This window comes from Hyphomicrobium sp. 99, from assembly GCF_000384335.2.
In the GTDB taxonomy this organism is placed as follows: Bacteria; Pseudomonadota; Alphaproteobacteria; order Rhizobiales; family Hyphomicrobiaceae; genus Hyphomicrobium_B.
Genome location: NZ_KQ031382.1, coordinates 1778832 through 1805295 on the forward strand (window position 1 = coordinate 1778832; position 26464 = coordinate 1805295).

Here is a 26464-nt window from a genome sequence, read left to right on the forward strand (position 1 = left end):
AGGTCGGCCGTACGACCGGGGTCCAAAACCTCGGCCCGATAGCTGATAAGCGACGCTCCCACAGATGCTTGAAAAGACTTTTCGACCGGCCGAAATCGAGCCGCGTATCAATTCCGAATGGGAGAAGGCCAACGCCTTCAAAGCCGGACGGAGTTCATCCGGTGGCAAGAACGCTGCCTATTCGATCGTAATCCCGCCGCCGAACGTGACGGGCTCGCTCCACATGGGGCATGCCCTAAACAATACGCTGCAGGACATTCTCGTCCGCTTCGAGCGCATGCGCGGCCGCGACGTGCTCTGGCAGCCGGGCACCGACCACGCCGGCATTGCGACTCAGATGGTCGTCGAACGCCAGCTCGCCGCTGAGAAACAGCCCTCGCGCCGCGAACTCGGCCGCGAGGAATTTCTAAAGCGCGTCTGGACGTGGAAGGAAGAGTCGGGCGGCACCATCGTCACGCAGCTGAAGCGCCTCGGCGCATCCTGCGACTGGAGCCGCGAACGCTTCACGATGGACGAAGGCCTGTCGAAGGCCGTCGTGAAGGTCTTCGTGCAGCTCTACAACGAAGGGCTGATCTACAAAGACAAGCGCCTCGTCAACTGGGACCCGAAGTTCCAGACCGCGATTTCCGATCTCGAGGTCGTGCAGGTCGAAGCCCGCGGAAAATTCACGTGGTCGAAAGAGAGCGGCGAACCGTTTGACGCGGCCGCGCTCGCGAAGGTCCTCGCCAAAGACCCCAGCGGCCACATGTACTATTTCCGCTATCCGCTGGCGGCCAAGGTTCAGGGCTACGACAAGGATTACATCGTCGTCGCGACGACGCGGCCTGAGACGATGCTCGGTGACACCGGCGTCGCCGTCCATCCCGAAGACGAACGCTACGCGGCGCTGATCAAAGCAGGCGCGAAAGTGAAGCTACCGCTCGTCGGCCGCGAGATCCCGATTGTCGCCGACGAATATTCCGATCCCGAGAAGGGCACGGGCGCCGTGAAGATCACGCCCGCGCACGACTTCAACGACTTCGAAGTCGGCAAGCGTCACGATCTCGCGCAAATCAACATTCTCGACGCCTACGGCAAGATCAACGACGAGGCGCCCGAAGCCTATCGCAAACTCGATCGCTTCGATGCACGCAAGCAAGTCGTCTCCGATATCGATGCGCTGGGTCTGCTCGAAAAGATCGAGCCGACCGGACATACGGTGCCGCACGGCGATCGCTCGGGCGTCGTCATCGAGCCGTGGCTGACGGACCAGTGGTACGTCAACGCCGAAGAGCTCGCGAAGCCCGCGATCGCCGCCGTCGAAAGCGGCAAGACCAACTTTGTCCCGAAGAACTGGGAAAAGACCTATTACGAATGGATGCGCAACATTCAGCCCTGGTGCATCTCGCGCCAGCTCTGGTGGGGCCATCAGATCCCGGCGTGGTATTCCCCGGACGGCAAATACTTCGTCGCCGCCACCGAAGCCGAAGCCAAAGCTTTGGCCAACAAGCACTACGGCAAAGACGTCGCTTTAACGCGTGACGAAGACGTCCTCGACACGTGGTTCTCCTCCGCGCTCTGGCCGTTCTCGACACTCGGCTGGCCGGAGGAAACGCCCGAACTCAAGCAGTATTACCCGACGAGCGTGCTCGTCACCGGCTTCGACATCATCTTCTTCTGGGTCGCCCGCATGATGATGATGGGCCTCCACTTCATGAAGGAGGTTCCCTTCAAGGACGTCTACATCCACGCCCTCGTTCGCGACGAGAAGGGGCAGAAGATGTCGAAGTCCAAGGGCAACGTCATGGACCCGCTCGTCCTGATCGACGAGTTCGGCGCCGACGCGTTGCGCTTCACGCTGGCCGCGATGGCAGCGCAAGGCCGCGACATCAAACTCGCGAAGTCGCGCGTTGAAGGCTATCGCAACTTCGCGACCAAGCTCTGGAACGCCTCGCGCTTCGCCGAGATGAACGAATGCGTGCGCCAGCGCGATTTCAATCCGAAGTCGGCGTCCCTTACATTCAACAAATGGATCATCGGCGAAACCGAGCTGACGGCAAAGGCCGTCACGAGCGCGCTCGAAACCTACAAGTTCAACGAAGCCGCCGCAGCGATCTATGATTTCGTCTGGGGTCAGTTCTGCGACTGGTATCTTGAGCTGATCAAGCCTGTGCTCGCTGGCGACGACGAGGCTTCAAAGGCCGAAACCCGCGCCGTGACGGCCTGGACGCTCGATCAGATCCTGAAGATGCTGCATCCGTTTATGCCCTTCATCACCGAAGAGCTTTGGGACCACATGGTCGAATACGGCGTGAAGCGCGACACCCTTCTCGTCGTCAGCCAGTGGCCGAACCTCGAAGGTCTCGTCGAGACGGATGCCGTCGACGAAGTGAATTGGCTCGTGAACCTCGTTTCCGAAATCCGTTCGGTGCGAACGGAGATGAGCGTCCCGGCAGGCTCCAAGATCCCGCTCGTCATCGTCGGCGCTGACGAGAAGATCCGAGAGCGCGTCCGCCGCAATGACGAGACGTTGAAACGTCTCGCGCGCATCGATGAGATCGACTTCGAGGAAACGGCACCGAAGGGCGCTGCCCTGGTCGTCGCCGGAGAAACGACGGCCGCGTTGCCGCTCGCTGGCATCATCGACATGGCGGCGGAGAAGCGTCGTCTCGCCAAGGCCATCGAAGGCGCCGAAAGCGACCTCAAGAAGATGGACGCCAAGCTCTCCAATCCGCAGTTCATCGAGCGCGCCAAAGAAGAAGCGATCGAGGAAGCGAAGGAGCGGAAGGCCGAACTCGAAGCCGAGATCCAACGCTTCTCGGCAGCCCTCCGCCGCTTGGAAAGCGTCTGACAACCGCTTCCGATTTGCAGGCTATTTGTAGAAAGCGCTCGGCGTCGTGCCGAAGTGCTTTCTAAACATCGCGGTGAAGGCGCTTTGGCTCGCGTAGCCACTGTCCGCGGCGACGTCGATGATTTTATCGCCACGAGCCAGACGTTCGAGCGCTGAGAGCAAACGCGCTTGTTGACGCCACTGTCCGAACGTCAGCCCCGTTTCCTTCAAAAACAGCCGGTGAACGGTTTTGGACGTCACGCCAAAACCCTCCGCCCACTCTTCGGCGGTGCGGACGTCGTCAGGGGAGAGAAGCAGAGCCTCGCAAATGGTCCTCAACCGCGAGTCGTCGGGCATCGGCAGATGCAGCGGCAGTACGTCCAGCTCGCGCAGCTCATAGAGGAGAAGCTGCATGAGGCATTCGTCGCGCGAGCCGCTGGCGTAATCGACGGGAACCTTCACCGCCGCAAGGATCAGTTCGCGCAGCAGCGGGCTAACGGCGATCACGCAATTGCCTCGGGGCAGGTGAGGCGAGGCATCCTGATCCACAAAAACAGTGCGGATCTTCACGTCTCCGCGCATTTCGACTTCGTGTTCGAGCCCCGCCGCAAGCCAGACCGCACGGTTGGACGGGACGACCCAGGAGCCCGCCGGCGAGCGAACGATCATGACGCCCGAAACGGCGAAGAGTAGCTGCGCGCGGGGATGGCTGTGCCGCCCCGTCGAAGACCCGCTCGGATAGTCGACCTCCATCGCAGCCATCGGGCGCTGGGTCGCGTGAAAATCCAAGTGACGTGAAAGAATGTCTTCGAGCATGTCCCGATCTCGATAAGGCCGGTTACTTTAGCGTGAGACTGACCAGATCCGAAAGCCCTACGACCCAAGGCCCATTCCGTAGGGACATCGGACACCATGCTCAGCCAAAGACTTGCTTTTCTCTATCCATTCCTCGCCATCGTTCTCTGGGCCGGGAACGTCATCGTTTCGCGCCTGTCGGCGCACACCATCGGACCGCAGGCGATCACGTTCTATCGTCTGCTGTTCGCGGTCATCCTCATGAGTGCGTTTGTCGGCCGGCCGGCGTGGCGAAATCGAACGGCGATCTGGCCGCATATCGGCGAGTTCGCCATCCTCGGCTTTCTCGCGATGTGCCTGTTCCAAAGCCTCTCCTACCTCGCGGCCGAGACGACGACCGCGACGAACATGGCTGTGTTTACGGCGCTGACCCCACTGCTGACGGTCGCGCTAAGCGCGGCGCTGCTTGGCGAACCGCCGACCTATGGCGTGGTCTTTGGCGGCGCTATTTCGTTCGGAGGGCTTCTTTATCTCGTAAGTGGAGGCGATATCGCCGCATTGCCGAGAAACGGCGTCCACCCGGGCGACGCGCTGATGCTGATCGCGGCGCTCGTCTATGCACTTTACGGCGTGTTGCTGAAACGCTGGAACCTGCCGATCACCGGTTGGCAATCGACGTACATGCAGGCGCTCTGCGCGTTGACCGCGATGTTTCCGGCATTCCTCGCCACCCCCGCGCCGCTCCGTCAGCTGAATGCCGAAACATTGCCGTTGATCGCGTATGCAGGCGGCCTCGCGTCGGTCGTGCTGCCGTTTCTATGGATCCGCGGCGTTCAACAATTAGGACCGAGCCGCTGCGCCGTGTTCATGAACCTGCTGCCGGTTCTGACCGCTGCTGCTGCCATTGTGATGCTGGGAGAACCGGTGAAGATTTTCCACGTCATCGGTGCGGCTCTGACGCTTGCCGGAGTCGGATGTGCACAAGTTTTTCAGAAACCGATTTTCGCCCCGGCCGGCGTGCAGGGGGCAAACAGCGGATGAGAGGCGGGAACGGGGCGCCTTAGAGCGCGCCCTGTTCCGTGCTCGAAAAGCGCTGCACCGCGTTCTTCGCCGTCGCCAGGAATTTGATGCGAAGCTCGGTGAGCTTCCAGCCGGCGGGGCGAAGTTCAAGCTTGCCGAGATAAATTCGCGTCGGGTCGAGCTTGTCTTCCATGTCGATTTCAAAGCTCGTCAGGCTCGTGAACTCCGCGCGCTTCACGCGAGCCCACGCGCGCGAGATGCGATCCATGATCGGCAACGTTTTTGCCTCATCGCCCTCGCTTGCGACGAGATCGCGGTACTTGGCTCTGAGCGTGAAGAGCTGAGGAAGGCCCTCAGGCGTCACGTACTTCTCAACAAGACCATCGACGGCGCTCTGACCCAGATAGGCTTTAAAGCGCGTCCAAAGCCCGGTGCTGGCGGCCGGATCGTTTTCAGGATCGGGAAGACCGAGCGCGATCTGAGCAATCGAAGGCTTCAGCGTTTCGCGCACCGTCGGCCACTCGATGGCGGTCGAGAGGTAGTTGGCATCGCCATTGCGAACGGCTTCCCGAATGCTCCAAGCGGTCGCGAACGGTGACCCGATGTAAATCGATGCGGCGAGCAGAAAAAATCCGACGACGCAGAAAATCGCCTTCATGCAAAGTCCCGTGGCTAGCGCGAGCAGTGGTGCCGTCCATCCTCTTACGGATGGATTCTGACGAACTTCAGGCTGGCGAAAACGTGTCACTGTCCGCGTGCGAGGCCGCTAGGTCGCGTCTTCCGGAGCGCGCGTTTTCTTGCAAATCGATTTGAGGTCCTGCCAGTCGCTCGCGTCGAGTGCGGGGCTCGAGGGATAATCTCGCTGCTCGCTGACGAGCCGCGCACGTTCGGCAGGTAACGGATGCGTGCGGAACCAGCTGAAGGCGCCCGGAGCCTTGTCGCCTTCCTCAGCTTCCAACTTCATCACCCGCGTGAAGAAATTGCCGAGACCTTTGGGAGAAATGTCGGCCGCCTTGAGAAGTTCGAGGGCGTGTTTGTCGGCCTCACGCTCGGCCCCGCGCGAATAGCCGAGCTGCGCGAGCATGAGGCCGACGTTGGCGAGACCGCCGCCCGTCGTGCCGCCAAGCATGACTTCGAGCGTCGCGCCGAGCCCAAAGCCCCGGATGATCGCGGCCTCGGGATGCAATTCGATTCCGTGACCCATTTCATGGGCGAGAACTCCGGCGGTCTCGTCGGGACTTACTGATTTGTCGAGCAGGCCCTTGGTCAAAACGATCTGGCCGCCGGGCACCGCAAAAGCATTCATCAAAGGCCAGTCGTAAACATGGACGCTGAACGGGATGTTTCCCGGCACGCCTTTCGATAGCCGCTCGGTCAAACGCGTCAGGGCCGCAAGACCGGCGGGGTCGATGCATTCCTTGTGACCTTCGGTCATCGATTCGCGCGTGGCTTTGCCGAGCCGCTCGCGCCAGCTGTCGGGCAGCGCTTTGGCGATCGATTTCGCCGGGCTGACGCCGGCCAGATAGGCCGCAAAAACCAGCGCCGCGATGATGGCGAGAAGAAAGAACCACATTCGCTTTTCGCGAAGCCATGCAGCGCGTGCGGAAAGATGCGGTGCTCGCAATCTCAGCTCCGCCGCGAATCGCGCTCCCTGCACGAAGAGCGACGCGCCGGGCTCGTCTTTCGACATCAGCAGAACATCGATGGCATTCGGCCGGATGGGCTCTTCGGAGCGGAGCTGGCCGTAGGACCAGATATGGCGAGGTTTGTCAGCGCCAAGGTCGACTTCGACCCCCGTCACGCCGAGGGAAGCAGTGCCGTCCAGGGGCGGCGAACCCCGGCGGGCAATAAAGCGGCAATAACTCGGATCGGGTGCGGCGCCTGATGACATGAAACGTCTTCCGCGAAGGTTGGAGCCAGCCGATCAGCACGAATCGGCCGCGCCCGTAAAGAAATGTCTCGCGCACGCCAAAGTCGGGCCCTTGTCGCGACGAAATCTCAGCCCAAATGGCAGGTCATTGGCTGTCGTCGGCGCAACACGCCATGACAGAATTTATACCAGCGCAGAGCCTCGTTAAGGATAAACGTCCGCTTGCATAGCTGATGTGGCGGTTTAGCAACTTTCGGGATACATCGCGCCACTTTCGAGCCACAATGACCGCGCACCTGCTGGCAGCGACGTCTGCTAATGCAGCGTCACTTTTTAACAGGCAGAGCACTTTCGCCGAGCCACCGCGACTGGCATCCCTGCGCCATCCAAAGTCGGATGGGGATCGATAAGGGCTAGGATGCCCAAAGAGGAATAAATGGACGCCAAGACGTTCGATAAGTCGAAGTTGCCGAGCCGCCACGTGACGGAGGGTCCGTCGCGGGCGCCGCATCGGTCCTACTACTACGCGATGGGCCTGACCGAGGAGGACATCAAGCGTCCCTTCGTTGGCGTCGCTTCGTGCTGGAATGAAGCCGCCCCCTGCAACATCTCGCTGATGCGCCAAGCACAATCGGTGAAGACAGGTGTTCAGGAAGCCGGTGGCACGCCGCGTGAGTTCTGCACCATCACCGTCACCGACGGCATCGCGATGGGCCATCAGGGCATGAAGTCGAGCCTCGTGTCGCGCGAAGTCATCGCCGACTCGATCGAGCTGACGATGCGCGGCCACTCCTACGACGCACTCGTCGGCGTTGCCGGTTGCGACAAGAGCCTACCGGGCATGATGATGGCGATGCTCCGCCTCAATGTCCCGAGCGTCTTCATGTACGGCGGATCGATCCTGCCGGGCCGCTTCAAGAATCGCGACGTCACCGTCGTCGACGTCTTCGAAGGCGTCGGCATGCACAACGCCGGCAAAATGTCCGCGGAAGACCTGCACGAGCTCGAATGCGTCGCGTGCCCGTCAGCTGGTTCTTGCGGTGGCCAGTTCACAGCGAACACAATGGCTTGCGTTTCCGAAGCGATCGGTTTGGCGATCCCGGGCTCAGCCGGAGCGCCCGCTCCGTTCGAAAGCCGCGATGCCTACGCTCAGGAAAGCGGCCGGGCCGTCATGCGTCTGATCGCCGACGGCATCCGTCCGCGGGACATCTGCACGCGCAAAGCCTTTGAGAACGCTGCGATCGTCGTCGCCGCGACCGGCGGCTCGACGAATGGCGCACTGCATCTACCCGCAATGGCCCACGAAGTCGGCATCGATTTCGACTTGTTCGACGTCGCCGAGATCTTCAAGCGCACGCCCTATATCGCCGACTTGAAGCCCGGCGGAAAATACGTCGCCAAGGACGTCTACGATATCGGTGGCGTTCCGCAGATCCTCAAAGCTCTGCTCGAGGGCGGGATTTTGCACGGCGATTGCCTGACCGTGACCGGCAAGACACTCGCGCAAAATCTCGAGAGCGTGAAATTCAATCACGATCAGAAAGTCGTATTTCCGGTTTCCAATCCGATCACGCCGACGGGCGGTGTGGTGGGCCTCAAGGGCTCGCTCGCACCCGACGGCGCGATTGTGAAAGTCGCAGGTCTCAAGACGCTGAAATTCCGCGGTACGGCATTGTGCTTCGACTGTGAGGAAGATGCGTTCCAGGCGGTCGAGGATCGGAAGTACAAGGATGGCGATGTGATCATCATCCGTTACGAGGGACCGAAGGGCGGTCCGGGCATGCGTGAGATGCTGTCGACGACGGCCGCACTTTACGGCCAAGGCGCTGGCGACAACGTTGCACTCATAACGGACGGTCGCTTCTCCGGCGGTACGCGCGGCCTCTGCATCGGCCATGTCGGTCCCGAAGCAGCCGTCGGTGGCCCGATCGCGCTCGTTGAGAACGGCGACATCATCACGATCGACACTGAGACGGGCACGCTCGACCTCGAGGTCAGTGAGGAAGAGCTGGAGAAGCGGCGCAAGAACTGGAAGGCCCCGCCCAACATGTATCAGTCGGGCGCGCTGCGGAAATTTGCAGACCAAGTGGGACCGGCGAGGTACGGCGCCGTAACCCATGCGGGAGGAAAGGCGGAAGTTCACTGCTATGCGGACATTTAGGCTTGCACTTGCGGGAAGCGTTGCGTCTCTTCTGATGCTCGGCTCGGCGATGGCGGGAGACGTTGTCTTCCGCTCGCCGGACGATGCGATGAAGCAAGGAATCTCGGCGTTCAACGGCGGCTACTACGAGCTGGCGTTGCCCGCCTTTGAAGCCCTTGAGCCCTCGAAGCCGCAGTTGGCGCGTTTTTACATGGCGCGCATCTACGGCGATAACGAAGGCGCCTATACCGATCACGGTAAAGCTTTCCGCTTGTACAAGTCGCTTGCAGACGAACTGCAGGACGTCGATCCCGACGACGATTCTCTCGCTCCCATCGCCGCCAAATCGCTGACTGCCGTTTCGACGTATTTGAGAAGTGGCCTTGTCAGCGCTGGCCTGAAGCCCGACGTCGAGGCGGCAAACCGCGCTTTGCAGCGTGCCGCGCTCACGTTCAACGACGAGGATGCCCAGTTCGAACTCGCCAAAGTATTTCTGAGAGGCGAGGGACCGGACATTTCGATCGCGGGCTTCGAAGATCAGTCGAGCAAGATTGCGAACGGCCGTCATTGGCTGTCGCGGCTATCGCAAGCCGGTCATCCGGGCGCACAAGCCTTTCTTGCTGATCTGATGTGGCGCGGAAAGTTCGTAGAAAAGAACCCGGCGGCAGCGCTCAACCTCATCGACGTTGCCGTCGCCAACGCGCCGCCAAGCGAGCGCGTGTGGATCGAGGACATTTATCAGAACATCTTCTGCAATGCAGGCGAGGGCGTTCGTCAGCAGGCGACGGGACGCGTCGCCGAATGGCATAACCTCTACGGCCGCAGACCCGCAGTGCTCGACGGCAAGGACGGCCTCGATGATTTGTCGCCCGAACCCGTGAGAACGTGCTCCAACGGCGAACTCGTTCGTCCGATGGGTGTCGCGATGCCTGCAACTGCGCAACAAATGATCACGTCCGCGCCGTCGGTTTCGCCTCAGCGAAGCTCTGTCATTCCTGCGGGAGCGACGACGCTGCACCCGGCGGGGCAGTCGGTGCCTGCGCTGTCGTCGTCATCACCAATGCTTGGATATGCGCCCGACGGCGCCACGGCTCGCTGAAATTTTCCCCGTTTGGCGGCCGGCTCCCCGCAGGGGAGTCGCCAAACGCAAACGTAAAGCCGTCGCCAAACGCATCAAGGATCCAGCTTGATCCACACCGGTACGTGATCGGAAGGCTTTTCCTGCGCCCGCGTATCGCGATCGATGCCAGATGAGCGCAAGAGATCCGCGGCCTGGCCCGACAGCAGCATGTGATCGATGCGGATGCCGTCATCCTTCTGGAATGCGCCGGCCTGATAATCCCAGAACGTGTAGACGCCGGGTCCCGGATGGCACGCGCGAGTCGCGTCGGTGAAGCCGAGATTAACCAGCGTCCGCCACGCCGCCCGGCTCTCCGGCTGGAATAGCGCGTCGTTCACCCAAGCCTGCGGACGTTTCGCATCCTCGTTTTCGGGGATGACGTTGAAGTCACCCGCAAGGACGAGCGGCATCTCATTTCCGAGCAGAGCCGCAGCGCGTGCCTGCATCCGCTTCATCCAGGCGAGCTTGTAAGAAAACTTCTCGGTCCCGATCGGATTGCCGTTCGGCAGATAGAGCGAGACGACGCGAACCATGCGGTCGCCGAGCGCAACGGATGCTTCGATCCAACGCGCATGTTGATCAGTATCGTCGCCGGGCAAGCCCCGCGTCACATCCTCGAGCGGAGATTTCGAAAGAATCGCGACGCCGTTGAAGCTCTTCTGGCCATTGGTCACGACGTTGTAGCCGAGGTCTTGAAACGCCGAAGTCGGAAAGCCTTCGTCGACCGATTTGATTTCCTGAAGACAGACGACATCCGGCGCGTGCTGGCGCAAGTATGTAAGCGCCGATTCAAGTCGCGCCTTGACGCCGTTTATGTTCCAGGTTGCGATGATCATGGCGAAGGAGTGATGTTCGAGCGAATGGGAAACGGTTCGCGGCAAACCGGGAACCAGATGTGCCACTCAAACCGGGACAAATCAAATCGGGAAAGATCAGATCGAAAAACTGGTGCCGCAGCCGCAGGAAGCGGTCGCCACGGGGTTCGAGATCTTGAACGAGGCGCCGATGAGATCGTCCACGAAATCGATCTGGGCGCCTTCCATGTATTGCGCCGAAACCGGGTCGATCACGACGACCGCCCCATTTCGCTCGATGACGAGGTCGTCATCGGCATGGTTGCCGACAAGATCGAACTTATATTGGAAACCGGAGCAACCGCCGCCCTCGACCGAAACGCGCAAAATAGGCGCTTCCGCCTCGGTCGCGGTGATTTCGGCAATTCGCGTCGCGGCGCGTTCTGTGACGGTAATGGTCATCGGGTATCGATCGGTTGCAGGCAGTTAACCACCCACTAGCGGTGGCGGTACGCAAGAGATAGGAAAGCGGCAGACGAAGTCAAATCCTAAGCGCATTGAACGATGGTAGCGAGCCTTAAACCGGTCGCCGAGACCCTGGATTACGGGCAAAATCTAAAGCCCGGGGAGCGCGCGCCGGCGCCCTATGCCGCGAGCGGGGCCGCTTCGCGCGGGCGCTATCACGCCGAATCGGAATGCGGGGCACGCAGCCCTTTCCAGCGCGATCGCGACCGCGTTCTCCATTCCACTGCCTTCCGGCGCCTGACCTACAAGACGCAGGTCTTCCTGCCGCACGAAGGCGATCACTTTCGAACGCGGCTAACCCATTCGCTGGAAGTGGCGCAGATCGCCCGCACCATTGCGCGCCAGCTTCGCCTCGACGAAGATCTGGCTGAGACGATCGCGCTCGCCCATGATCTCGGACACTCTCCGTTTGGTCACGCGGGTGAGCGGGCGATCGATACCCAAATGCACCCGTTCGGCGGCTTCGATCACAACGCCCAATCGCTTCGCGTGGTGACGACGCTCGAGCGTAAGTATCTGGCGTTCGACGGACTGAACCTCACCTGGGAAACGCTCGAAGGGCTCGCAAAACACAATGGCCCCGTTCCCGCGAACTCCCCCGTCGCCAAAGTCGCGCGCCACATCGAAGCATGGTGCCCACTGAAGCTCGATCAATGGCCCTCTGCCGAAGCCCAAGTCGCGAGCCTCGCCGACGACATCGCCTACCTCTCGCATGACGTCGATGACGGGCTCCGCGCCGGCCTGATCACATTTGAGAAGCTCGATGGCGTTCCGCTGGCCGGTCCGATCGCGAACGAGGTGAGGGCCGTCGCGCGCGATGCCGAAAGCGGTCGAGCCATTTACGAGGTGACACGGCGCATGATCACCGCGATGGTCAGCGACGTGGTTACCGAAAGCCGGCGTCGGCTCGCCAAATTGACCCCCGGATCACCCGACGACATTCGCGCTGCAGGCCATGCCGTGATTGCCTTCTCGGACGCGATGACCCTCGATCTCGCGCATCTGAAGACCTTCCTGTTCGGTGCCGTCTATCATCACCGGCGGGTTCTCGACGTCATGGAGAAGGCGGAAAACGTCGTCCGTGACCTGTTTCAGAAGTACAATTCCGATGCCGCTTCGCTGCCCGCCGGATGGCGCGAGGCGCTGAGGGGGCTCGACGAACGGCACCGGGCCCGCGTCGCTTGCGACTTTCTGGCAGGCCAGACCGATCGCTACGCCCTCGCGGAGCATCGCCGCCTGTTTGACGCCACCCCGGAACTGGGATAGGCGCGAAGCTCAAGTTTCATCGCCAAATGGGCCACAGGCCCAAAGACCAAAGGCATCTACCTTTTATGAATGTTTTCGCTGACGTCGTAGCCCGCGTCCGAACTGCGCTGACGGAACTTCAGTCCGAGGGAGTTCTGCCCAAGGACCTCGCCCTCCCGGCCTTCGACGCCGAGCCGCCGCGCGACGCCAGTCACGGTGATGTCGCCGTCAACGCTGCGATGGTGCTCGCCAAGCCCGCGAAGATGAAGCCGCGCGATATCGCGGAAGCTTTGAAGGCCAAGCTCGAAGCCGCGCCCGACGTCGCCAAGATCGATGTTGCGGGCCCGGGCTTCTTGAACATCACCTTCAAAAGCGACGTCTGGCAGGCGCTGATCCGTACGATCCTGAAGCAGGGATCGGCTTACGGCGCAGGCGGAACGGGCCACGGCGAGAAGCTCAACGTCGAATACGTCTCGGCGAACCCGACCGGGCCGATGCACGTCGGACATTGCCGCGGCGCCGTTTTCGGAGATGCGCTGGCGAACCTCCTCGTGTTCGCAGGCTTCGACGTTGCGCGCGAATACTACATCAACGACGCCGGCGGCCAGGTGAACGTCCTCGCACGTTCGGCCTTCCTCCGTTACCGCGAGGCGCTGGGCGAGAACATCGGCGCCATCCCTGAGGGACTTTATCCGGGCGAATATTTGAAGCCCGTCGGCGAAGCGCTGGCAGTCGAACACGGCCCGTCGCTCCTTGATATGCCGGAAGAGCGCTGGCTGCCGCTCGTCCGTTCGTTTGCGATCTCCAAGATGATGGAGATGATCAAGGACGATCTCGCCGCGCTCAACATTCGTCATGACGTCTTCTTCTCAGAAGCTTCGCTGACGTCGAACGGCCGCGATCAGGTCAAGGCTGCGATCGAAGTTCTTCGGCACAAAGGTCTGATCTACGAAGGCACGCTCGAAAAGCCCAAGGGTCATGACGATGCCGAATGGGAAGATCGAGTCCAGACGCTCTTCAAATCGACGGCCTACGGCGACGACGAAGACCGCGCGCTTCAGAAGTCTGACGGCAGCTACACCTACTTCGCGGGCGACGTCGCCTACCACTACGACAAGTTGCAACGCGGCTTCCGCCACCTGATCAACGTCTTCGGCGCCGATCACGTCGGCTACATCCCGCGGATGAAGGCGGCCGTCGCCGCGTTGTCTGACGGCGCAGCCGATCTCGATGTCAAGGTCGTACAACTCGTCAGGCTCTTCAAAGCCGGCGAACCCTACAAGATGTCGAAGCGGGCGGGCACCTTCGTCACGCTGCGCGACGTGGTCGATGAAGTGGGCCGCGATCCGGTCCGCTTCATGATGCTCTATCGGAAAAATCAGGAGACGCTCGACTTCGATTTCGCGAAGGTGACGGAGCAGTCGAAGGATAATCCTGTCTTCTACGTGCAATATGCGCATGCTAGGGCGGCAAGCGTGCTGCGGAACGCAGTCGAGCAGGTGCCTGGATTGGACGTCTCCGCCGAAGCGCTGGAGAAGGCCGACCTGTCGCTTCTGACCGATCCCGGCGAACTCGATCTGATCCGGCGTCTCGCAGGATTCCCGCGGCTGATCGAGGGCGCGGCGACCGCGCACGAGCCGCATCGGCTGGCATTCTATCTTTACGATCTCGCCAGCGCTCTCCACACCCAATGGACGCGAGGCAACGATTCGCCACATTTACGATTTATTCAGTCAAATGACGGGGTTGCGACGTCGGCGAGGTTGGGGCTGATTTTCGCGACAAAGACGGTGATAAAATCGGGGCTTCAAATCCTCGGCGTCGAGGCGCCCGAAGCGATGCGCTAAGGTCTCGAATCGACGATTAGGCGCAACCACTGCTTTGCGCCCCACTTTAAGGGGGTTTCCGCGATGTCCTCGCAGAACGCATTTCCCGGGCCGAACGCCAGCAGGCTGGCTGCCCGCCCCAATGCGCAGGCGAACAACACTCAGCCGCCCTGGGTCAATCCACAGGCGACGGCGGGCCGTCCGCAGCAACAGCACCCGGATAATGGCAATGGCTGGCCGGGCCACCAGCAGCCCGCACCGGCAAATCCGAGCTTCCCGCAGCCGGGATTCGGCGCTCACGCTCCCGAGCAGCAATCGGCCTTCGGTCAGTGGAGCGAGCTTCAGCCGACGCAAGCCCCGAATCGCGGAAATTATGGCGGCTATCAGCAGCAAACCGTTGCTGAACAACCAGACCCTTATGCACCGCAGTTCGAACCCTACGTGCCCCCGTCACGGCCGAGCTTCGCCCCGCAGCAGCCGGCTCAGAGCTACGGAAACCAACAGCAGCAACCGGCGCCTCAATGGCCGGCCCGCGATCTTGACCCGCACGGGTTTGATAACGGCGGCTACGCCGCGCCGGGCTTTGCTCCGCAGCCCGCCCGGCAGCAGGCGGCGCATGCACAGCCCACGTTTGGGCAGCAGCAGTATCATGAGAACGAACTGAGCGCCGCCGATTGGGCCGGCCCTCACGACACTTTCGCCCCTGACTCCTACCAGCAGAATCGCGGTGACGCCCATCTTGGCTTCGGCCAGGCCGAAGGCGGCGAAGTCGAGCCCGTCTATGCCGAGGAAGACCTCGAATACGAAGACGAGGAAGAGGCCCCGCGCGGCCGCCGCCCGCTGATGATCGTGGCGGCTCTGATCGGCGCCATCGTGATCGGCGGCGGCATGGCATACGGCTATAAGAAGATTTCGGGCGTAGCCAATCCGCAGGGTGACCCGCCTGTCATCAAGAGCGCGGAATTCCCCTCGAAGACGAAGCCCGCCGATGCAGGCGGCAAGCAGTTTCCCTATTCCGACACGAAGATCATGGGCCGTCTCGGCGACGGCACGTCGTCGGCTCAAGCGGACGAGGCGAACAATTCCCAGGGCGCCGCGCCGGAGAACTCCGACAACCAGGCGAACGCATCGCCGAGCGAAGATAGCAGCGGCGCGCGGAAAGTTTCGACCCTCGTCGTCGGCCGCGACGGCTCCATCCAAGCACCGCCGCCCGCTCCCGAGCCGGAACGTGCGCCCCCGCCGGGTGACACCGGCGTTCCAGGTACGTCGCTTGTCGACTTCGGCCAGCATCAGGGCATGGGAATACAGCCTCCCGTCGCCGTCGTGAGCGGACCGCCCGTACGGCCGACGCCGTTGAACGCAGAGCCGGCGCCGGCCGCGGCAGCCGTCTCGGCAAAGAAGGTGAAGCCCGTCAAGATCGCAAAGGTCAACTCGGTCGACACAACCGGCAGCGTTGATGACGCCGCTGAAGCGCCTCCTGCCGTCCCGACCAAGAAACTGAAGAAGGTCGCCCGCGCCCAGCCGACGGTCGAAACGGACGCCACGGCGGATGCTCCGCCGGTCGTCGCGTCGTCGGGAGGAGGAGCCGGGTTCGTCGCGGTGCTTGCGTCCATTCCTCGTTCCGGAACAAGCCGCATCGATGCTCTGAAGCGCTTCGCCGACATGCAGCAGAAGTACGGAAGTGCGCTCGCTGGCAAAACGCCGGACGTCGCCTCCGCCACCCTGACGAAGGGCGCCTACGATCGCCTGGTTGTCGGGCCGCCCGGATCGCGCGAAGAGGCGAGCAATGTTTGCTCGCAGCTGAAGGCGCAAGGGTACAAAGATTGCTGGGTGACCTCCTACTGATATGTTGAAGGTCCGCGGTATTTGCCCGGCTGGTGCACCCGCACCGGCCGGTTGCGTTTGATAGCCAAGACATCGGCCTCGGAGGGCCAAGCTGCGATGGTCGCAAGCCTCATTGTTGGCCTCTCTGGCGTCGCCTTGACGGACGACGAGCGTCGTTTCTACCGCGACGTCCAACCCGCCGGAGTGATCCTGTTCGGCCGCAACGTCGCCGACACGGAACAGTTGAAGCGGCTGGTAGAAGACGTCCGCGACGCTGTCGGCCGACAGAATTTTCTCGTCCTGATTGACCAGGAAGGCGGCCGCGTCCAGCGCCTGAGACCGCCGATCGCACGATCCCTTCCGCCCGCCGCCGCCTATGCCGAACTCTACGCTCGCGATCCTGAAGGCGCGAAGCGCGCAGCCTTCGCCGTGGCACAGCTGACGGGCGAGGAGCTTCGGGCGTTCGGCATAACGATGAACTGCGCGCCGGTCGCCGACCTCCCCGTAGAAGGGGCCCACGAGATCATCAGCGACCGCGCCTATGGCTCGACCGTAGCAGAGGTCGTCGCACTGGCACGGGCCGTCGCTGACGGCTATCTCGCGAGCGGTGTCGTTCCGGTGATCAAACATATCCCGGGTCACGGCCGGGCGACGGCCGACAGCCATCTCGCATTGCCCGTCGTTGCAACCCCACGCGAAACGCTGTCAGAAACGGACTTCGTGCCGTTCAAGGCGCTTTCGACCATCCCAGCCGCGATGACAGCCCACGTCGTCTATTCGGCGATCGATGCGGAAAATCCCGCCAGCACCTCGGCAATCGTGACGAGGGACATCATCCGCGGCGAGATCGGCTTCGATAACCTTCTGATGAGCGACGATCTCAGCATGAAGGCCTTGAGCGGGCCGATGCGCGCCCGCGCCCAAGCCGTCATTGCCGCAGGGTCCGACCTCGCGCTCCACTGCAACGGCGATCTCGACGAAATGCGCGCAGCCACGGAAGGCGTGCCCCCGCTCGAAGGGCGCGCCGCGGAAAGATTTGAGCAAGCCTGCGCTTGCATTGGCCAGATCGAACCTTACGATAGGGGGGAGGCTCTACAACTCCTCGCAGGCCTCCTGGGCCAGCAGACTCCGGTTGTCTGAATCAGTGTAGTGTCGAGGTCGCGCATCGAAACGAGAGCGGCGCCCGCCACAGAAACATAATCGAGACCCGATGGACGAGACGGCAACGCAAGGCGAAAGCGGAGATTCCGGCTGGGACGTCTCGGGCCTTGAGAACATGCCGGCCGAGGGCGAAGCCTTCGTCGTCGACATCGAGGGCTTCGAAGGCCCGCTCGACCTCTTGCTGGCGCTCGCCCGCACCCAGAAGGTCGATCTGACGAAGATCTCGATCCTCGCGCTCGTCGAGCAGTATCTGGGGTTCATTGCCGAGGCGCAGCGCTTGAAGCTCGAACTCGCCGCTGACTACCTCGTGATGGCGGCTTGGCTCGCATATCTCAAATCGCGCCTTCTGCTGCCGAAGGAAAAGGACACAGCCGACACCACGACGGCTGAAGAGTTGGCGCAGCGTCTGTCGTTCCGCCTGATGCGGCTCGAGGCGATGCGCGACAAGGCGGCGATATTGCTGACAAGGCGGCGTCTCGACCAGGATGTCTTTGCGCGCGGCGCTCCGGAGCACGTCAAGGTCACACGTGACACGACCTACACCGCGACGGTCTACGATCTGCTCAAAGCCTACGCCGACCAGAGGAAGCGCACTATCCGCGTTGTCCATGTCGTCAAGGCGCGGCGCGTCTGGTCGATCAAGGAAGCGCGGACACGCCTCGAAAGGCTGGTCGGAGCAACGGAAGGCGACTGGGCGCAGCTCGATCTTTTCCTCGAGCAATACCTGCCGCGAAATGAAGAAGAGCGTTCGGCACTTGCAAGTTCGTTCGGCGCGACCCTCGAGATGGCCCGCGAGGGGCTGATCGAGCTTCGCCAGGATGAGCCGTTCGCTCCGATTTATATGCGCAAACGCGAAGCTGGAGCGACTTGGGAAAAGATCGGCTAGCGACGCCGAAACGATAAGGGACTCGAAAACGCCATGGTTCCGCCGAGACTGACGCTAGTGTCGGACAATACGCGCGAGAAAGGTGAAACGGCTCCAAGCGACGACGCAGAAGCGGCGCGCGACAGTGGACCGTCCTCTCCGCTAAGCGACCCCGACTCCGCCATCGACCACCTTTCGAAAAGCGCTGGGCGCGAGAAATTGCGCCGCCTCGAAGCGATGCTTTTTGCGTCATCCCAGCCGCTCGACGCCAAGTCGCTGGCCCGCTGCCTCGACGCCAACGATGACGTCCATTCCCTGCTGATCGCGCTGCAAGCCGAATACAAAGATCGCGGCGTTGTGCTCGTCCGCGTCGCGGGCCGCTGGCAGTTCCGCACCGCTGACGATCTCTCGTTTCTGCTCGAACGTCAGCAGAAGGAAGAGCGGAAGCTCTCGAAGGCGGCGCAAGAGACGCTGGCGATCATCGCCTATCACCAGCCCGTCACCCGGGCCGAGATCGAAGACATCAGAGGCGTATCGACCTCGCCCGGCACGCTCGACGTGCTGATGGAAACCGGTTGGATTCGTCCGCGCGGACGCCGCAGGGCGCCGGGCCGGCCACTGACCTACGGAACGACCGAGGACTTCCTCATCCATTTCGGCCTCGACAATATCAAGGATCTGCCGGGCCTCGCCGATCTCAAGGCCGCGGGCCTTCTCGACGCCAACCTGCCGCCAGGGTTTACCGTGCCATCGCCGACGGATGTTGCCGCGCTCATGCCGGATGAGCTTCCGCTGACAGATGACGGCGATGAGGAGGAAGAAGAGCAGAAAGTGCTCCCCCTGGACCACGACGGCGAAGAGCCGGACGAAGAGGAAGACGGCGCCAAGAAAGAGGGCGAAGACTGACCGCCGTTCGCCAGTGGACCAAGGCCAACATTACCTATCATTAATTTGGACAGCGATCGTCCCTTGATGTCAAGCAAAGCGGGCCTAAGCCGTCCTGGCGATTAAGAATTTCGCAAACTCAGTTCCTCACTGGGCGTTTGCAAACCTTGCCCCGCTCTGGCGGTTCTGCGATAAGGTCCTAAATACGAAGAAGCGATCAGCTGTTGGCCACTGCCAAGCTGCCGCCGAGAGGTCTCTCAATGGGTTTTAGCGCGCAACATATTCTCCTCCTCCTGGTCATTGCTCTGCTGCTTTTTGGCCGCGGCAAGATTTCGGAGTTGATGGGCGACGTCGCCAAGGGCATCAAGAGTTTCAAGAAGGGCATGGCCGAGGACGAAGAGCCTGTGGTCAAGCCTGCGCCGCGTACGATCGAGAACGAAGCTATCAATCCGGACCGCACCAAGGTCGGATGATCCCTTCACACTCATAGGTTCGCGGCTGATCCCGACAAGGTTGCTCGATGTTTGATATCAGCTGGAGCGAGCTTCTGATCCTTGGGATCGTGACGCTGGTTTTCGTCGGCCCGAAGGAACTGCCGGTCTTCATGCGGACGCTCGGCCGCTACGCTGGGATCGTGCGCCGCCATGCCAACGAGTTCAAAGGCCAATTCGATGCCGCCATGCGCGAAGCCGAGCTCGACTCGATGCGCAAGGAAGTCGAGCAGATGCAAAGCTCGATCAACTCGGAAGTCATGAAAGCGAAGACGGCGATCCACGACGCCAGCACGGCATCGAACATAGAGCCGAACGCCAGCACCCCGCCGGCTGCATCTTCGCCTCCGCTACCCGCGCCTCCGATGCCCGCACCACCTTCAGCTCTGCCGCCGTCGCCCGAGGTGATTGCGTCGCCCGAGAAATCTTCTGCCACCGCAGAGCGGACGGAGTCCTAGCGCAATGCAGGAGCGGTTACCGCCGTCGGCAACAGGCCCGGGCATCGAACCCTTGCGCGAAGGCCAAGAGGATATCGACGCCAGCAAAGCGCCATTGCTCGATCACCTGATCGAACTGCGCCAGCGTCTGATCTATGCGCTCGGCGCCTTCGTCGTCATGTTCTTCCTCTGCTTCGCGGTTGCTGGTCACATCTACAACGTTCTTGTCTGGCCCTACATGTGGGCGTCCGGCAACGACCACGTGAAGCTGATCGCGACGCACTTCCTCGAACAGATCATGACGCAGGTGAAGCTCGCGATGTTTGGCGCAGCCTTCCTGTCGTTCCCCGTCGCCGCGACGCAAATCTATAAGTTCGTCGCGCCGGGCCTCTATAAAAACGAACGCCGCGCCTTCCTGCCGTATCTGATCGCAACGCCCGTGCTTTTCGTCATCGGCGCGATGATGGTCTACTTCATCGCGATGCCGGTGTTGATCCGCTTCTCGATCGGCCTCACTCATATGTCGGGCGAGGGCGTGCCCGAGATCGAGCTGCTGCCGAAAGTATCGGAATACCTCTCGCTGATCATGACGCTGATCTTCGGCTTCGGCATCGTCTTCCAGCTGCCCGTCATCCTGACGCTGCTGGCGCGCACGGGACTGGTAACGTCGGAAACGTTGGCGAAGGGACGACGCTACGCGATCGTCGCGATCTTCGCCGCCGCAGCGCTTCTCACGCCGCCGGATGCCTTGAGTATGTGCATCATGGCGTTTCCGACAATCGGGCTTTATGAAATCTCAATTCTTGCTGTCCGCTTCGTTGAGAGACAACAGGCGAAAGCCAAGGCGCAGACATAGCAGCCATTCGTTTGTGCACTGACGTAATTGCGCGCGTTCCACAAATGCCGCAGTAACGCATCCCGATCATCAAACATACTTCTGGAAGCGAGCGTCGCATCGGCGAGCGGGGCTCGTTGTGTCTCCAATTGTGTTTAGGAGTTTTTTGATGACCACATTTTTGAAAGTCTTCTTTGCCTCCGTGGCACTGTCCTCTGCCGCCGGCACCTTGGCGAGAGCCTCGTCAAGCGATGCGGGGACAGTCGCGGCCTGCCAGGCACACGATTTGACTCAGTTCGGGATGTGGGACTGCCATTAAAGCCCCGCTGGGATGGCGTCCGCTATCGCGGGCGCCATCCTTGTTCTTCGCAACCCTGGACCGGGGGAAAAGCATCGTATAGGACGGCTTCACGCACACCCGCACGCGAAGAGGCCTCCCGTGTTCGACATCAAATGGATCAGAGACAACGCCGCGACTTTCGATGAAGGTCTGCGCCGGCGCGGGCTCGAGCCTCAGGCGGCGAGCCTGATCGCGCTCGATGAGAAGCGCCGGGCGCTGCTGACGTCACTGCAGGAAGCGCAATCGCAGCGGAATGCGGCCTCCAAAGAAATCGGCAAGGCGAAGGCCGCGAAAGACGAGGCGACCGCCTCGCGACTGATGACCGAAGTCGCCGAGCTCAAGCAAGCGATCGCCAAAGGCGAGGAAGACGAGCGCCAGCTCGACGCGGAAATTCGCGACGCACTTTCAGTCATACCGAATACGCCGCGCGAAGACGTGCCGTTTGGAACGGACGAGAAAGGCAACGTCGAAGTTCGCAAGGTCGGCACACCTGGAACATTTGACTTCGCCCCGAAGCAGCATTTCGAGATCGGCGAAGCGCTGGGCCTGATGGACTTCGAAGCCGCGCAGAAAATTTCGGGCGCCCGTTTTGTCGTCACGAAAGGCGCGATCGCCCGCCTCGAACGCGCCATCGGCAACTTCATGCTCGATCTTCATACGGGCGAGTTCGGCTACACCGAAGTCAACCCGCCGCTGCTCGTGAAAGATCAGGCGGCCTACGGTACCGGCAATCTGCCGAAGTTCGCCGAAGATCTCTTCAAGACGACGAACGACTTCTGGCTCATCCCGACCGCCGAGATCCCGCTGACGAACCTCGTGCGCGAGCAGATCCTCGATGAAGCGCAACTGCCGAAGCGCATGACCGCGTGGACGCAGTGCTTCCGCTCCGAAGCAGGTGCCGCTGGGCGTGACACGCGCGGCATGATCCGCCAGCATCAATTCACGAAGGTCGAACTCGTCTCCGTCGTCACGCCGGACAAGGCGCTCGAAGAGCACGAGCGCATGACGGCGTGCGCCGAAGAAGTTCTGAAGCGCCTCGGCCTGCCATTCCGCACGATGCTTCTGTGCACCGGCGACATGGGCTTCGCCTCGCAGAAAACCTACGATATCGAAGTTTGGCTGCCGGGACAGAACACCTATCGCGAGATTTCGTCCTGCTCGGTGTGCGGCGATTTCCAAGCCCGGCGCATGGACGCGCGCTATCGCCCGAAGGACGGCGGCAAGCCGGTGTACGTCCACACGCTGAACGGTTCGGGCCTCGCTGTCGGCCGCACGCTGATCGCAGTTCTCGAAAACTATCAGCAAGCCGACGGCAGCGTCGTCATCCCCGAAGCCCTTCGCCCCTACATGGGCGGCCTCGCCCAAATTCAGAAAGCCTAATTCTCGCTCGGCTCCTGGTCAGAGAAGCAGCTGGGCGAAATCAACACTTCCCGCCCGGCGGCCGGCTCCGCGTAGCGGAGTCGCCGGGCGGAACGAAAAAGAGAGACCTTCATGAGAATTCTGATCACCAACGACGACGGCATCAATGCGCGGGGGTTGGAAATCCTGAAAGCCATCGCGCTCGGCATCTCGCCGGATGTCTGGACGGTCGCGCCAGAGACGAACCAATCGGGCACGTCGCATTCGATGACGCTGCATACGCCGCTTCGCCTGCGCACGCTCGATGAGCGCACGCACGCGATCGCAGGCACGCCGACGGACTGCGTGATCATGGCTGTGCGCCATGTGCTGAAAGGGCAGCCGCCTGATCTCATTCTGTCGGGCGTCAACCACGGCTCGAACCTCGCCGAGGACATCACCTATTCGGGCACGGTCGCTGCAGCGATGGAAGGCGCGATCTTGGGTGTACCCTCGATCGCGCTGTCGTTGATGATGGGATTTGAAGAAGGCTCCCGCCGCGCGATTTGGGATACGCCGCTCGCGCACGCTCCCTCGCTGATCAAGAAATTGCTGCAAGAGAAATGGGCCCCGAAGTCGCTCATCAACATCAATTTCCCGGATGCCGATCCCGAGGACGTCAAAGGCGTCGCCGTCACGACGCAGGGCGTGAGAGATCAGGCGCTGCTCGATATCGACAGCCGCACCGATCCTTGGGGCACGCCATATTTCTGGTTCGGTTTCGAACGGCGGAAGTCGACGCTTGTCCCGGGGACTGATCTTGCGGCCATCGCGGAAAACAAAATTTCTGTCACGCCACTGAGCATCGATCTGACCAACCACGGCGCGTTGAAATCATTGAGCAGCAGCCTGAGCTGATCCCGGGCCGCCGTTGCTACAACTCATCGAAAGTCGCCGTAAAGACGAAATCCTTCCGCGAATAGAGCGTAATCCTCAGCTATTCCGATAAAACTCCGGCGATGTGCAACGCATCGTCGAAAGTCACGGTCATTCCTAAACGGGCCGCGTTTCTCTGGGGCAGGGCGCGCGGCTCACCGCAAGCAGTGCAACTCGGGGCATCAAATTTAAATCGCACGGGGGACGTTTACTCCCCGTTAACCGGTTAAAGGTTAATGGATGGTGCGAGTAGAGGTGCGTACCATGATGAGTTGTTTTGGCGTAGGCCAGTGCGGGCGCTTGAGCCTCAAGTCCGCCAGCGCCGTTTCTCTAATACTTGCAAGCATTACCCTGGCGGGCTGCAGCGCGGATGTTACGCGCTTCGACAGCACGTCATTCAATTTTAACGATGATCCCGGCACGAGCAGCACACCGGTGCCGCCCGAACCCGTGCGCACCGGTTCACTAAGCGATAACCAAACCCTCGGCGGTTCGTCTCCGCGCGGACCGTATGGCGCTGGCGCTTCGTCCGTCCAGGTTGCGGCACTCCCAGAGGCCACGGGCGATCACGGCGCGTCCTACACGCCGCCTCCGCCGCCGCCAGTCACTTCGCAGCCCTATCGTGCAGCCAAGCCCTTTGCCCGCACAACACGCGAGGCGAGCCAGGCTCGCGACACCGCGCCCGTCCAGCAGGCGGCACCGCTCGCCAGAGGCGAAATGATCGAAGTCCAGCCCGGCGATACGCTCTATGGATTGTCACGCCGCCATCAGGTTTCACTCACCGAATTGACGTCGTTGAACGGACTGAGCAATCCGAACCTGAAGCCCGGGCAGAAGCTCTATTTGCCCGCCGCCAACGGTTCGTCCGATCGCAGCAGCGTCGCCGCGGCGAAGGCCGTCGAGGCCGCTACGCCCTTGCCCGCACCGCTCTCTCCCGCCGCGCCCGACGTCGCCTCGCGCTACAACGCAACCTACACCGTGCGACCCGGCGATTCCCTCTACGGCATCGCTCGGTCGAACAAGGTCAAATTTGCAGAGCTTCAGCAGGTGAACGGCATCAGCGACCCGCGTCGCGTGAAGCCCGGCATGGTACTGAAAGTACCAGGCGAAGGCGCGCGCGAAGCGCCCTCTCGCATGGCCGACAGCACGCCCATGCAGCCGCCATCAGTGCCGTCTGCGCCTTCGTTTGCGTCAGCATCTGCAGCATCTGCACCGCAGGCACCGCCGCCATCCGCAGCGCCATCTGCGACGGCTGAGGTACCGCCGATCACTCCGAGCCCGCCGGCGCGCTATGGCGACGCGACGACGATGCAGCCGACGGTCATCAACAGCGAGAAGCGCGTCGCATCGCTTTCCGACAACAAGGTGACGGATGCGTCTCCTGACGTTCCGCCCGCGCCGCCCGCCGATAAGCCCGCACCAGCCGATAAGCCAGTGCAGCCTGAGGAGAAGGTCGCTGTTTCAGTTCCCTCCGCAGTCGCGGAAGGCGCGAGCAACGCGGCGAACAATTCCGGCAAGCTGCGTTGGCCGACGAGCGGCAAGATCGTTGCAGGCTTTGGCGGCCGCCCCGACGGAACGCACAACGACGGCATCAATCTCCAGGTGCCGCTCGGAACGGAAGTCCACGCCGCGGAGTCGGGCATCGTCGCCTACGCAGGCAGCGAGCTCAAAGGCTATGGCAACCTCGTGCTCATTCGCCACGACAACGGCTGGGTCACCGCCTACGCGCACAACGACGAATTGATCGTGAAACGCGGCGACAAGGTCAAGCGCGGACAGGTGATATCGAAAGCCGGCAAAACCGGCTCGGTGGATCAGCCGCAAGTTCACTTCGAATTGCGTCAAGGCTCGAAGCCGGTCGATCCGATGCCGTATCTCGAGAAGCTCTGACGCTTGCGTCTAGCGCGGGGGAAAACGCGCTGGCACAGAGGGAAGACTGGGGGCCGGATCGATTGATCCGGCTCTCTTTTTGTTTGGCGCTACGTCATCCTCGGCCAAGCGCGCCATTGGCGCGTCGAAGGCCGGGGATCCAGCGCAAGACTCGTCGAAGACGCCAAATGTTTTGTGCCTTCGGCTACTCTAACGCTGGATCCCCGAAAACGCGTCGCTTCGCTCACGTCTTCGAGGATGACGATGGAATCTAAATCTTATCCGTAGACGTTTCGGTCCGCCCCGCGAGATCTTGCACGTATTGCCAGGCGACACGGCCCGACCGAGCCCCGCGCGTCGTCGCCCATTCGAGCGCGTCCCGCTCCAGCTCCTCACCCCCGACCTTGATGCCGAAGTGTTCGACATAGGCGCGAACCATCGCGAGATAATCGTCCTGGCTCGCGTTGTGAAAGCCGAGCCAGAGCCCGAAGCGATCCGAAAGCGAAACTTTTTCTTCCGTTGCTTCGCCCGGGTTGATCGCCGTCGCCCGCTCGTTGTCGATCATGTCGCGCGGCATGAGGTGACGGCGGTTGGATGTCGCGTAAAAGATCACGTTTTTGGGACGGCCCTCGATACCGCCATCGAGCACGGCCTTCAGCGATTTGTAGCTTGTGTCGTCGTGATCGAAGGAAAGATCGTCGCTGAAGACGATGAAGCGGAACGGCGAAGCTTTGAGGATGGCGAGGCACTTCGGCAATGAGCCGATATCCTCGCGATGGATCTCGACGAGCTTCAGTCCGCCGCTGATGCTTAACGCGTCCGCATGCGCCGCTTTCACAAGGCTCGATTTGCCCATGCCGCGCGCGCCCCAAAGCAGGGCGTTATTGGCCGGAAGGCCAGCCGCGAAGCGCCGCGTATTGTCGAGCAGTATGCCCGCAGTCCTGTCGATGCCCTTGAGAAGCTTCAACGGAACGCGGCTAACCTCCGGAACCGGTTCGAAGCTCGCCGTATCGGCTTGCCACACGAATGCGTCGGCGGTGGTGAAATCGGCGCTCCGGAGCGGGGGAGGGCTCAAACGCTCCAGAGCGTCTGCGATCCGCTCCAGCAGCGGGCGATAGGCATCTGCGTCTGTCATTAATGATTTTCCAGGAGGACAAAAGCCCGGCGCGCTATAAGCCGGGAAAAGCGTGTTTAATCGCTGCCTAAGCCACTGCCAACGGTCTTTCACAACCCTATGCGAGGTTGCAAAAGGGCCTCGGACCACTATAGTCCGCCCGAATTTGAGGGGCTCCTCCCTCCGGCCCATTGGGATCCGGGGCGGTAGTGCTTATTTCAATCG

22 protein-coding genes are annotated in these 26464 nt (G+C 61.7%); 16 read left to right on the forward strand and 6 right to left on the reverse strand.

The window, feature by feature from the left end:
- Positions 1–64 precede the first annotated feature (64 nt).
- A complete protein-coding gene (locus G359_RS08560) occupies positions 65–2830 on the forward strand; it encodes a valine--tRNA ligase (protein ID WP_045835776.1) in 2766 nt (921 codons plus the stop codon).
- 21 nt (positions 2831–2851) lie between these two features.
- Here the strand turns inward: G359_RS08560 and G359_RS08565 are convergent, their stop codons facing one another.
- Positions 2852–3625: an AraC family transcriptional regulator gene (locus tag G359_RS08565; RefSeq protein WP_045835777.1), complete on the reverse strand. Its 774-nt coding sequence runs from the start codon at positions 3623–3625 to the stop codon at positions 2852–2854.
- Positions 3626–3721: 96 nt separating this feature from the next.
- Between G359_RS08565 and G359_RS08570 the strand changes: the two genes are divergently transcribed.
- Positions 3722–4645 carry a DMT family transporter gene (locus G359_RS08570; protein ID WP_045835778.1) on the forward strand — a complete coding sequence of 308 codons (924 nt, stop codon included), beginning with the start codon at positions 3722–3724 and terminating at the stop codon, positions 4643–4645.
- Positions 4646–4664: 19 nt separating this feature from the next.
- Here the strand turns inward: G359_RS08570 and G359_RS08575 are convergent, their stop codons facing one another.
- Both G359_RS08575 and G359_RS08580 read right to left on the reverse strand, forming a co-directional pair.
- A complete protein-coding gene (locus G359_RS08575; protein ID WP_045835779.1) occupies positions 4665–5282 on the reverse strand; it encodes a DUF2939 domain-containing protein in 618 nt (205 codons plus the stop codon).
- Between the two features lie 108 nt (positions 5283–5390).
- Entirely contained in the window at positions 5391–6515 is a 1125-nt protein-coding gene (locus G359_RS08580; protein ID WP_045835780.1) for a M48 family metallopeptidase, read from the reverse strand.
- Between the two features lie 415 nt (positions 6516–6930).
- Between G359_RS08580 and ilvD the strand changes: the two genes are divergently transcribed.
- Together ilvD and G359_RS08590 are read left to right on the forward strand one after the other, a co-directional pair.
- A complete protein-coding gene (ilvD, locus tag G359_RS08585) occupies positions 6931–8655 on the forward strand; it encodes a dihydroxy-acid dehydratase (protein ID WP_045835781.1) in 1725 nt (574 codons plus the stop codon).
- The gene (locus G359_RS08590) at positions 8642–9733 is read left to right on the forward strand and encodes a tetratricopeptide repeat protein (protein WP_045835782.1); all 1092 of its coding nucleotides are present in this window, start codon (positions 8642–8644) and stop codon (positions 9731–9733) included. The genes ilvD and G359_RS08590 overlap by 14 nt, the downstream gene beginning before the upstream one ends.
- A 74-nt stretch (positions 9734–9807) precedes the next feature.
- Here G359_RS08590 and xth read toward each other — a convergent pair whose 3' ends face one another.
- Together xth and erpA are read right to left on the reverse strand one after the other, a co-directional pair.
- On the reverse strand, positions 9808–10590 hold the full coding sequence (gene xth / locus G359_RS08595) for an exodeoxyribonuclease III (protein WP_045837820.1): 783 nt from the start codon (positions 10588–10590) through the stop codon (positions 9808–9810).
- 96 nt (positions 10591–10686) lie between these two features.
- Positions 10687–11010: an iron-sulfur cluster insertion protein ErpA gene (erpA, locus tag G359_RS08600; protein WP_045835783.1), complete on the reverse strand. Its 324-nt coding sequence runs from the start codon at positions 11008–11010 to the stop codon at positions 10687–10689.
- Positions 11011–11112: 102 nt separating this feature from the next.
- On the opposite strand from erpA, the gene G359_RS08605 reads away from it, so the two are divergent.
- The 12 genes from G359_RS08605 (at position 11113) to G359_RS08660 (ending at position 25146) form a co-directional block, all read left to right on the forward strand.
- On the forward strand, positions 11113–12339 hold the full coding sequence (locus G359_RS08605; protein ID WP_045835784.1) for a deoxyguanosinetriphosphate triphosphohydrolase: 1227 nt from the start codon (positions 11113–11115) through the stop codon (positions 12337–12339).
- 65 nt (positions 12340–12404) lie between these two features.
- On the forward strand, positions 12405–14165 hold the full coding sequence (gene argS / locus G359_RS08610; RefSeq protein WP_045835785.1) for an arginine--tRNA ligase: 1761 nt from the start codon (positions 12405–12407) through the stop codon (positions 14163–14165).
- Between the two features lie 63 nt (positions 14166–14228).
- Positions 14229–15989, forward strand: a complete 1761-nt coding sequence (locus tag G359_RS08615; RefSeq protein WP_045835786.1) for an SPOR domain-containing protein — start codon at positions 14229–14231, stop codon at positions 15987–15989.
- Between the two features lie 96 nt (positions 15990–16085).
- Entirely contained in the window at positions 16086–17108 is a 1023-nt protein-coding gene (gene nagZ / locus G359_RS08620; RefSeq protein WP_045837821.1) for a beta-N-acetylhexosaminidase, read from the forward strand.
- A 70-nt stretch (positions 17109–17178) separates the two neighbouring features.
- On the forward strand, positions 17179–18015 hold the full coding sequence (locus tag G359_RS08625; protein ID WP_045835787.1) for a segregation and condensation protein A: 837 nt from the start codon (positions 17179–17181) through the stop codon (positions 18013–18015).
- A 33-nt stretch (positions 18016–18048) separates the two neighbouring features.
- The gene (scpB, locus tag G359_RS08630; RefSeq protein WP_045835788.1) at positions 18049–18900 is read left to right on the forward strand and encodes an SMC-Scp complex subunit ScpB; all 852 of its coding nucleotides are present in this window, start codon (positions 18049–18051) and stop codon (positions 18898–18900) included.
- A gap of 239 nt (positions 18901–19139) precedes the next feature.
- Entirely contained in the window at positions 19140–19352 is a 213-nt protein-coding gene (locus G359_RS08635; protein ID WP_045835789.1) for a twin-arginine translocase TatA/TatE family subunit, read from the forward strand.
- 47 nt (positions 19353–19399) lie between these two features.
- Positions 19400–19828, forward strand: coding sequence for a Sec-independent protein translocase protein TatB (tatB, locus tag G359_RS08640; RefSeq protein ID WP_045835790.1), 429 nt, complete (start codon positions 19400–19402; stop codon positions 19826–19828).
- Between the two features lie 4 nt (positions 19829–19832).
- Positions 19833–20663, forward strand: coding sequence for a twin-arginine translocase subunit TatC (tatC, locus tag G359_RS08645; protein ID WP_045835791.1), 831 nt, complete (start codon positions 19833–19835; stop codon positions 20661–20663).
- Between the two features lie 418 nt (positions 20664–21081).
- On the forward strand, positions 21082–22362 hold the full coding sequence (gene serS / locus G359_RS08650; RefSeq protein WP_045837822.1) for a serine--tRNA ligase: 1281 nt from the start codon (positions 21082–21084) through the stop codon (positions 22360–22362).
- A 111-nt stretch (positions 22363–22473) separates the two neighbouring features.
- The gene (gene surE / locus G359_RS08655) at positions 22474–23238 is read left to right on the forward strand and encodes a 5'/3'-nucleotidase SurE (RefSeq protein WP_045835792.1); all 765 of its coding nucleotides are present in this window, start codon (positions 22474–22476) and stop codon (positions 23236–23238) included.
- Positions 23239–23520: 282 nt separating this feature from the next.
- Entirely contained in the window at positions 23521–25146 is a 1626-nt protein-coding gene (locus G359_RS08660; RefSeq protein WP_045835793.1) for a LysM peptidoglycan-binding domain-containing M23 family metallopeptidase, read from the forward strand.
- Between the two features lie 250 nt (positions 25147–25396).
- Here G359_RS08660 and G359_RS08665 read toward each other — a convergent pair whose 3' ends face one another.
- A complete protein-coding gene (locus G359_RS08665) occupies positions 25397–26260 on the reverse strand; it encodes an ATP-binding protein (protein WP_045835794.1) in 864 nt (287 codons plus the stop codon).
- Positions 26261–26464: the final 204 nt, after the last annotated feature.

Excerpts from the sequence above, each read along its gene's own strand:
- G359_RS08560 (WP_045835776.1), top strand. The coding sequence starts at position 65 with ATGCTTGAAAAGACTTTTCGACCGGCCGAAATCGAGCCGCGTATCAAT.
- G359_RS08565 (WP_045835777.1), bottom strand. The coding sequence starts at position 3,625 with ATGCTCGAAGACATTCTTTCACGTCACTTGGATTTTCACGCGACCCAG.
- G359_RS08570 (WP_045835778.1), top strand. The coding sequence starts at position 3,722 with ATGCTCAGCCAAAGACTTGCTTTTCTCTATCCATTCCTCGCCATCGTT.
- G359_RS08575 (WP_045835779.1), bottom strand. The coding sequence starts at position 5,282 with ATGAAGGCGATTTTCTGCGTCGTCGGATTTTTTCTGCTCGCCGCATCG.
- G359_RS08580 (WP_045835780.1), bottom strand. The coding sequence starts at position 6,515 with ATGTCATCAGGCGCCGCACCCGATCCGAGTTATTGCCGCTTTATTGCC.
- ilvD (WP_045835781.1), top strand. The coding sequence starts at position 6,931 with ATGGACGCCAAGACGTTCGATAAGTCGAAGTTGCCGAGCCGCCACGTG.
- G359_RS08590 (WP_045835782.1), top strand. The coding sequence starts at position 8,642 with ATGCGGACATTTAGGCTTGCACTTGCGGGAAGCGTTGCGTCTCTTCTG.
- xth (WP_045837820.1), bottom strand. The coding sequence starts at position 10,590 with ATGATCATCGCAACCTGGAACATAAACGGCGTCAAGGCGCGACTTGAA.
- erpA (WP_045835783.1), bottom strand. The coding sequence starts at position 11,010 with ATGACCATTACCGTCACAGAACGCGCCGCGACGCGAATTGCCGAAATC.
- G359_RS08605 (WP_045835784.1), top strand. The coding sequence starts at position 11,113 with ATGGTAGCGAGCCTTAAACCGGTCGCCGAGACCCTGGATTACGGGCAA.
- argS (WP_045835785.1), top strand. The coding sequence starts at position 12,405 with ATGAATGTTTTCGCTGACGTCGTAGCCCGCGTCCGAACTGCGCTGACG.
- G359_RS08615 (WP_045835786.1), top strand. The coding sequence starts at position 14,229 with ATGTCCTCGCAGAACGCATTTCCCGGGCCGAACGCCAGCAGGCTGGCT.
- nagZ (WP_045837821.1), top strand. The coding sequence starts at position 16,086 with ATGGTCGCAAGCCTCATTGTTGGCCTCTCTGGCGTCGCCTTGACGGAC.
- G359_RS08625 (WP_045835787.1), top strand. The coding sequence starts at position 17,179 with ATGGACGAGACGGCAACGCAAGGCGAAAGCGGAGATTCCGGCTGGGAC.
- scpB (WP_045835788.1), top strand. The coding sequence starts at position 18,049 with ATGGTTCCGCCGAGACTGACGCTAGTGTCGGACAATACGCGCGAGAAA.
- G359_RS08635 (WP_045835789.1), top strand. The coding sequence starts at position 19,140 with ATGGGTTTTAGCGCGCAACATATTCTCCTCCTCCTGGTCATTGCTCTG.
- tatB (WP_045835790.1), top strand. The coding sequence starts at position 19,400 with ATGTTTGATATCAGCTGGAGCGAGCTTCTGATCCTTGGGATCGTGACG.
- tatC (WP_045835791.1), top strand. The coding sequence starts at position 19,833 with ATGCAGGAGCGGTTACCGCCGTCGGCAACAGGCCCGGGCATCGAACCC.
- surE (WP_045835792.1), top strand. The coding sequence starts at position 22,474 with ATGAGAATTCTGATCACCAACGACGACGGCATCAATGCGCGGGGGTTG.
- G359_RS08660 (WP_045835793.1), top strand. The coding sequence starts at position 23,521 with ATGATGAGTTGTTTTGGCGTAGGCCAGTGCGGGCGCTTGAGCCTCAAG.
- G359_RS08665 (WP_045835794.1), bottom strand. The coding sequence starts at position 26,260 with ATGACAGACGCAGATGCCTATCGCCCGCTGCTGGAGCGGATCGCAGAC.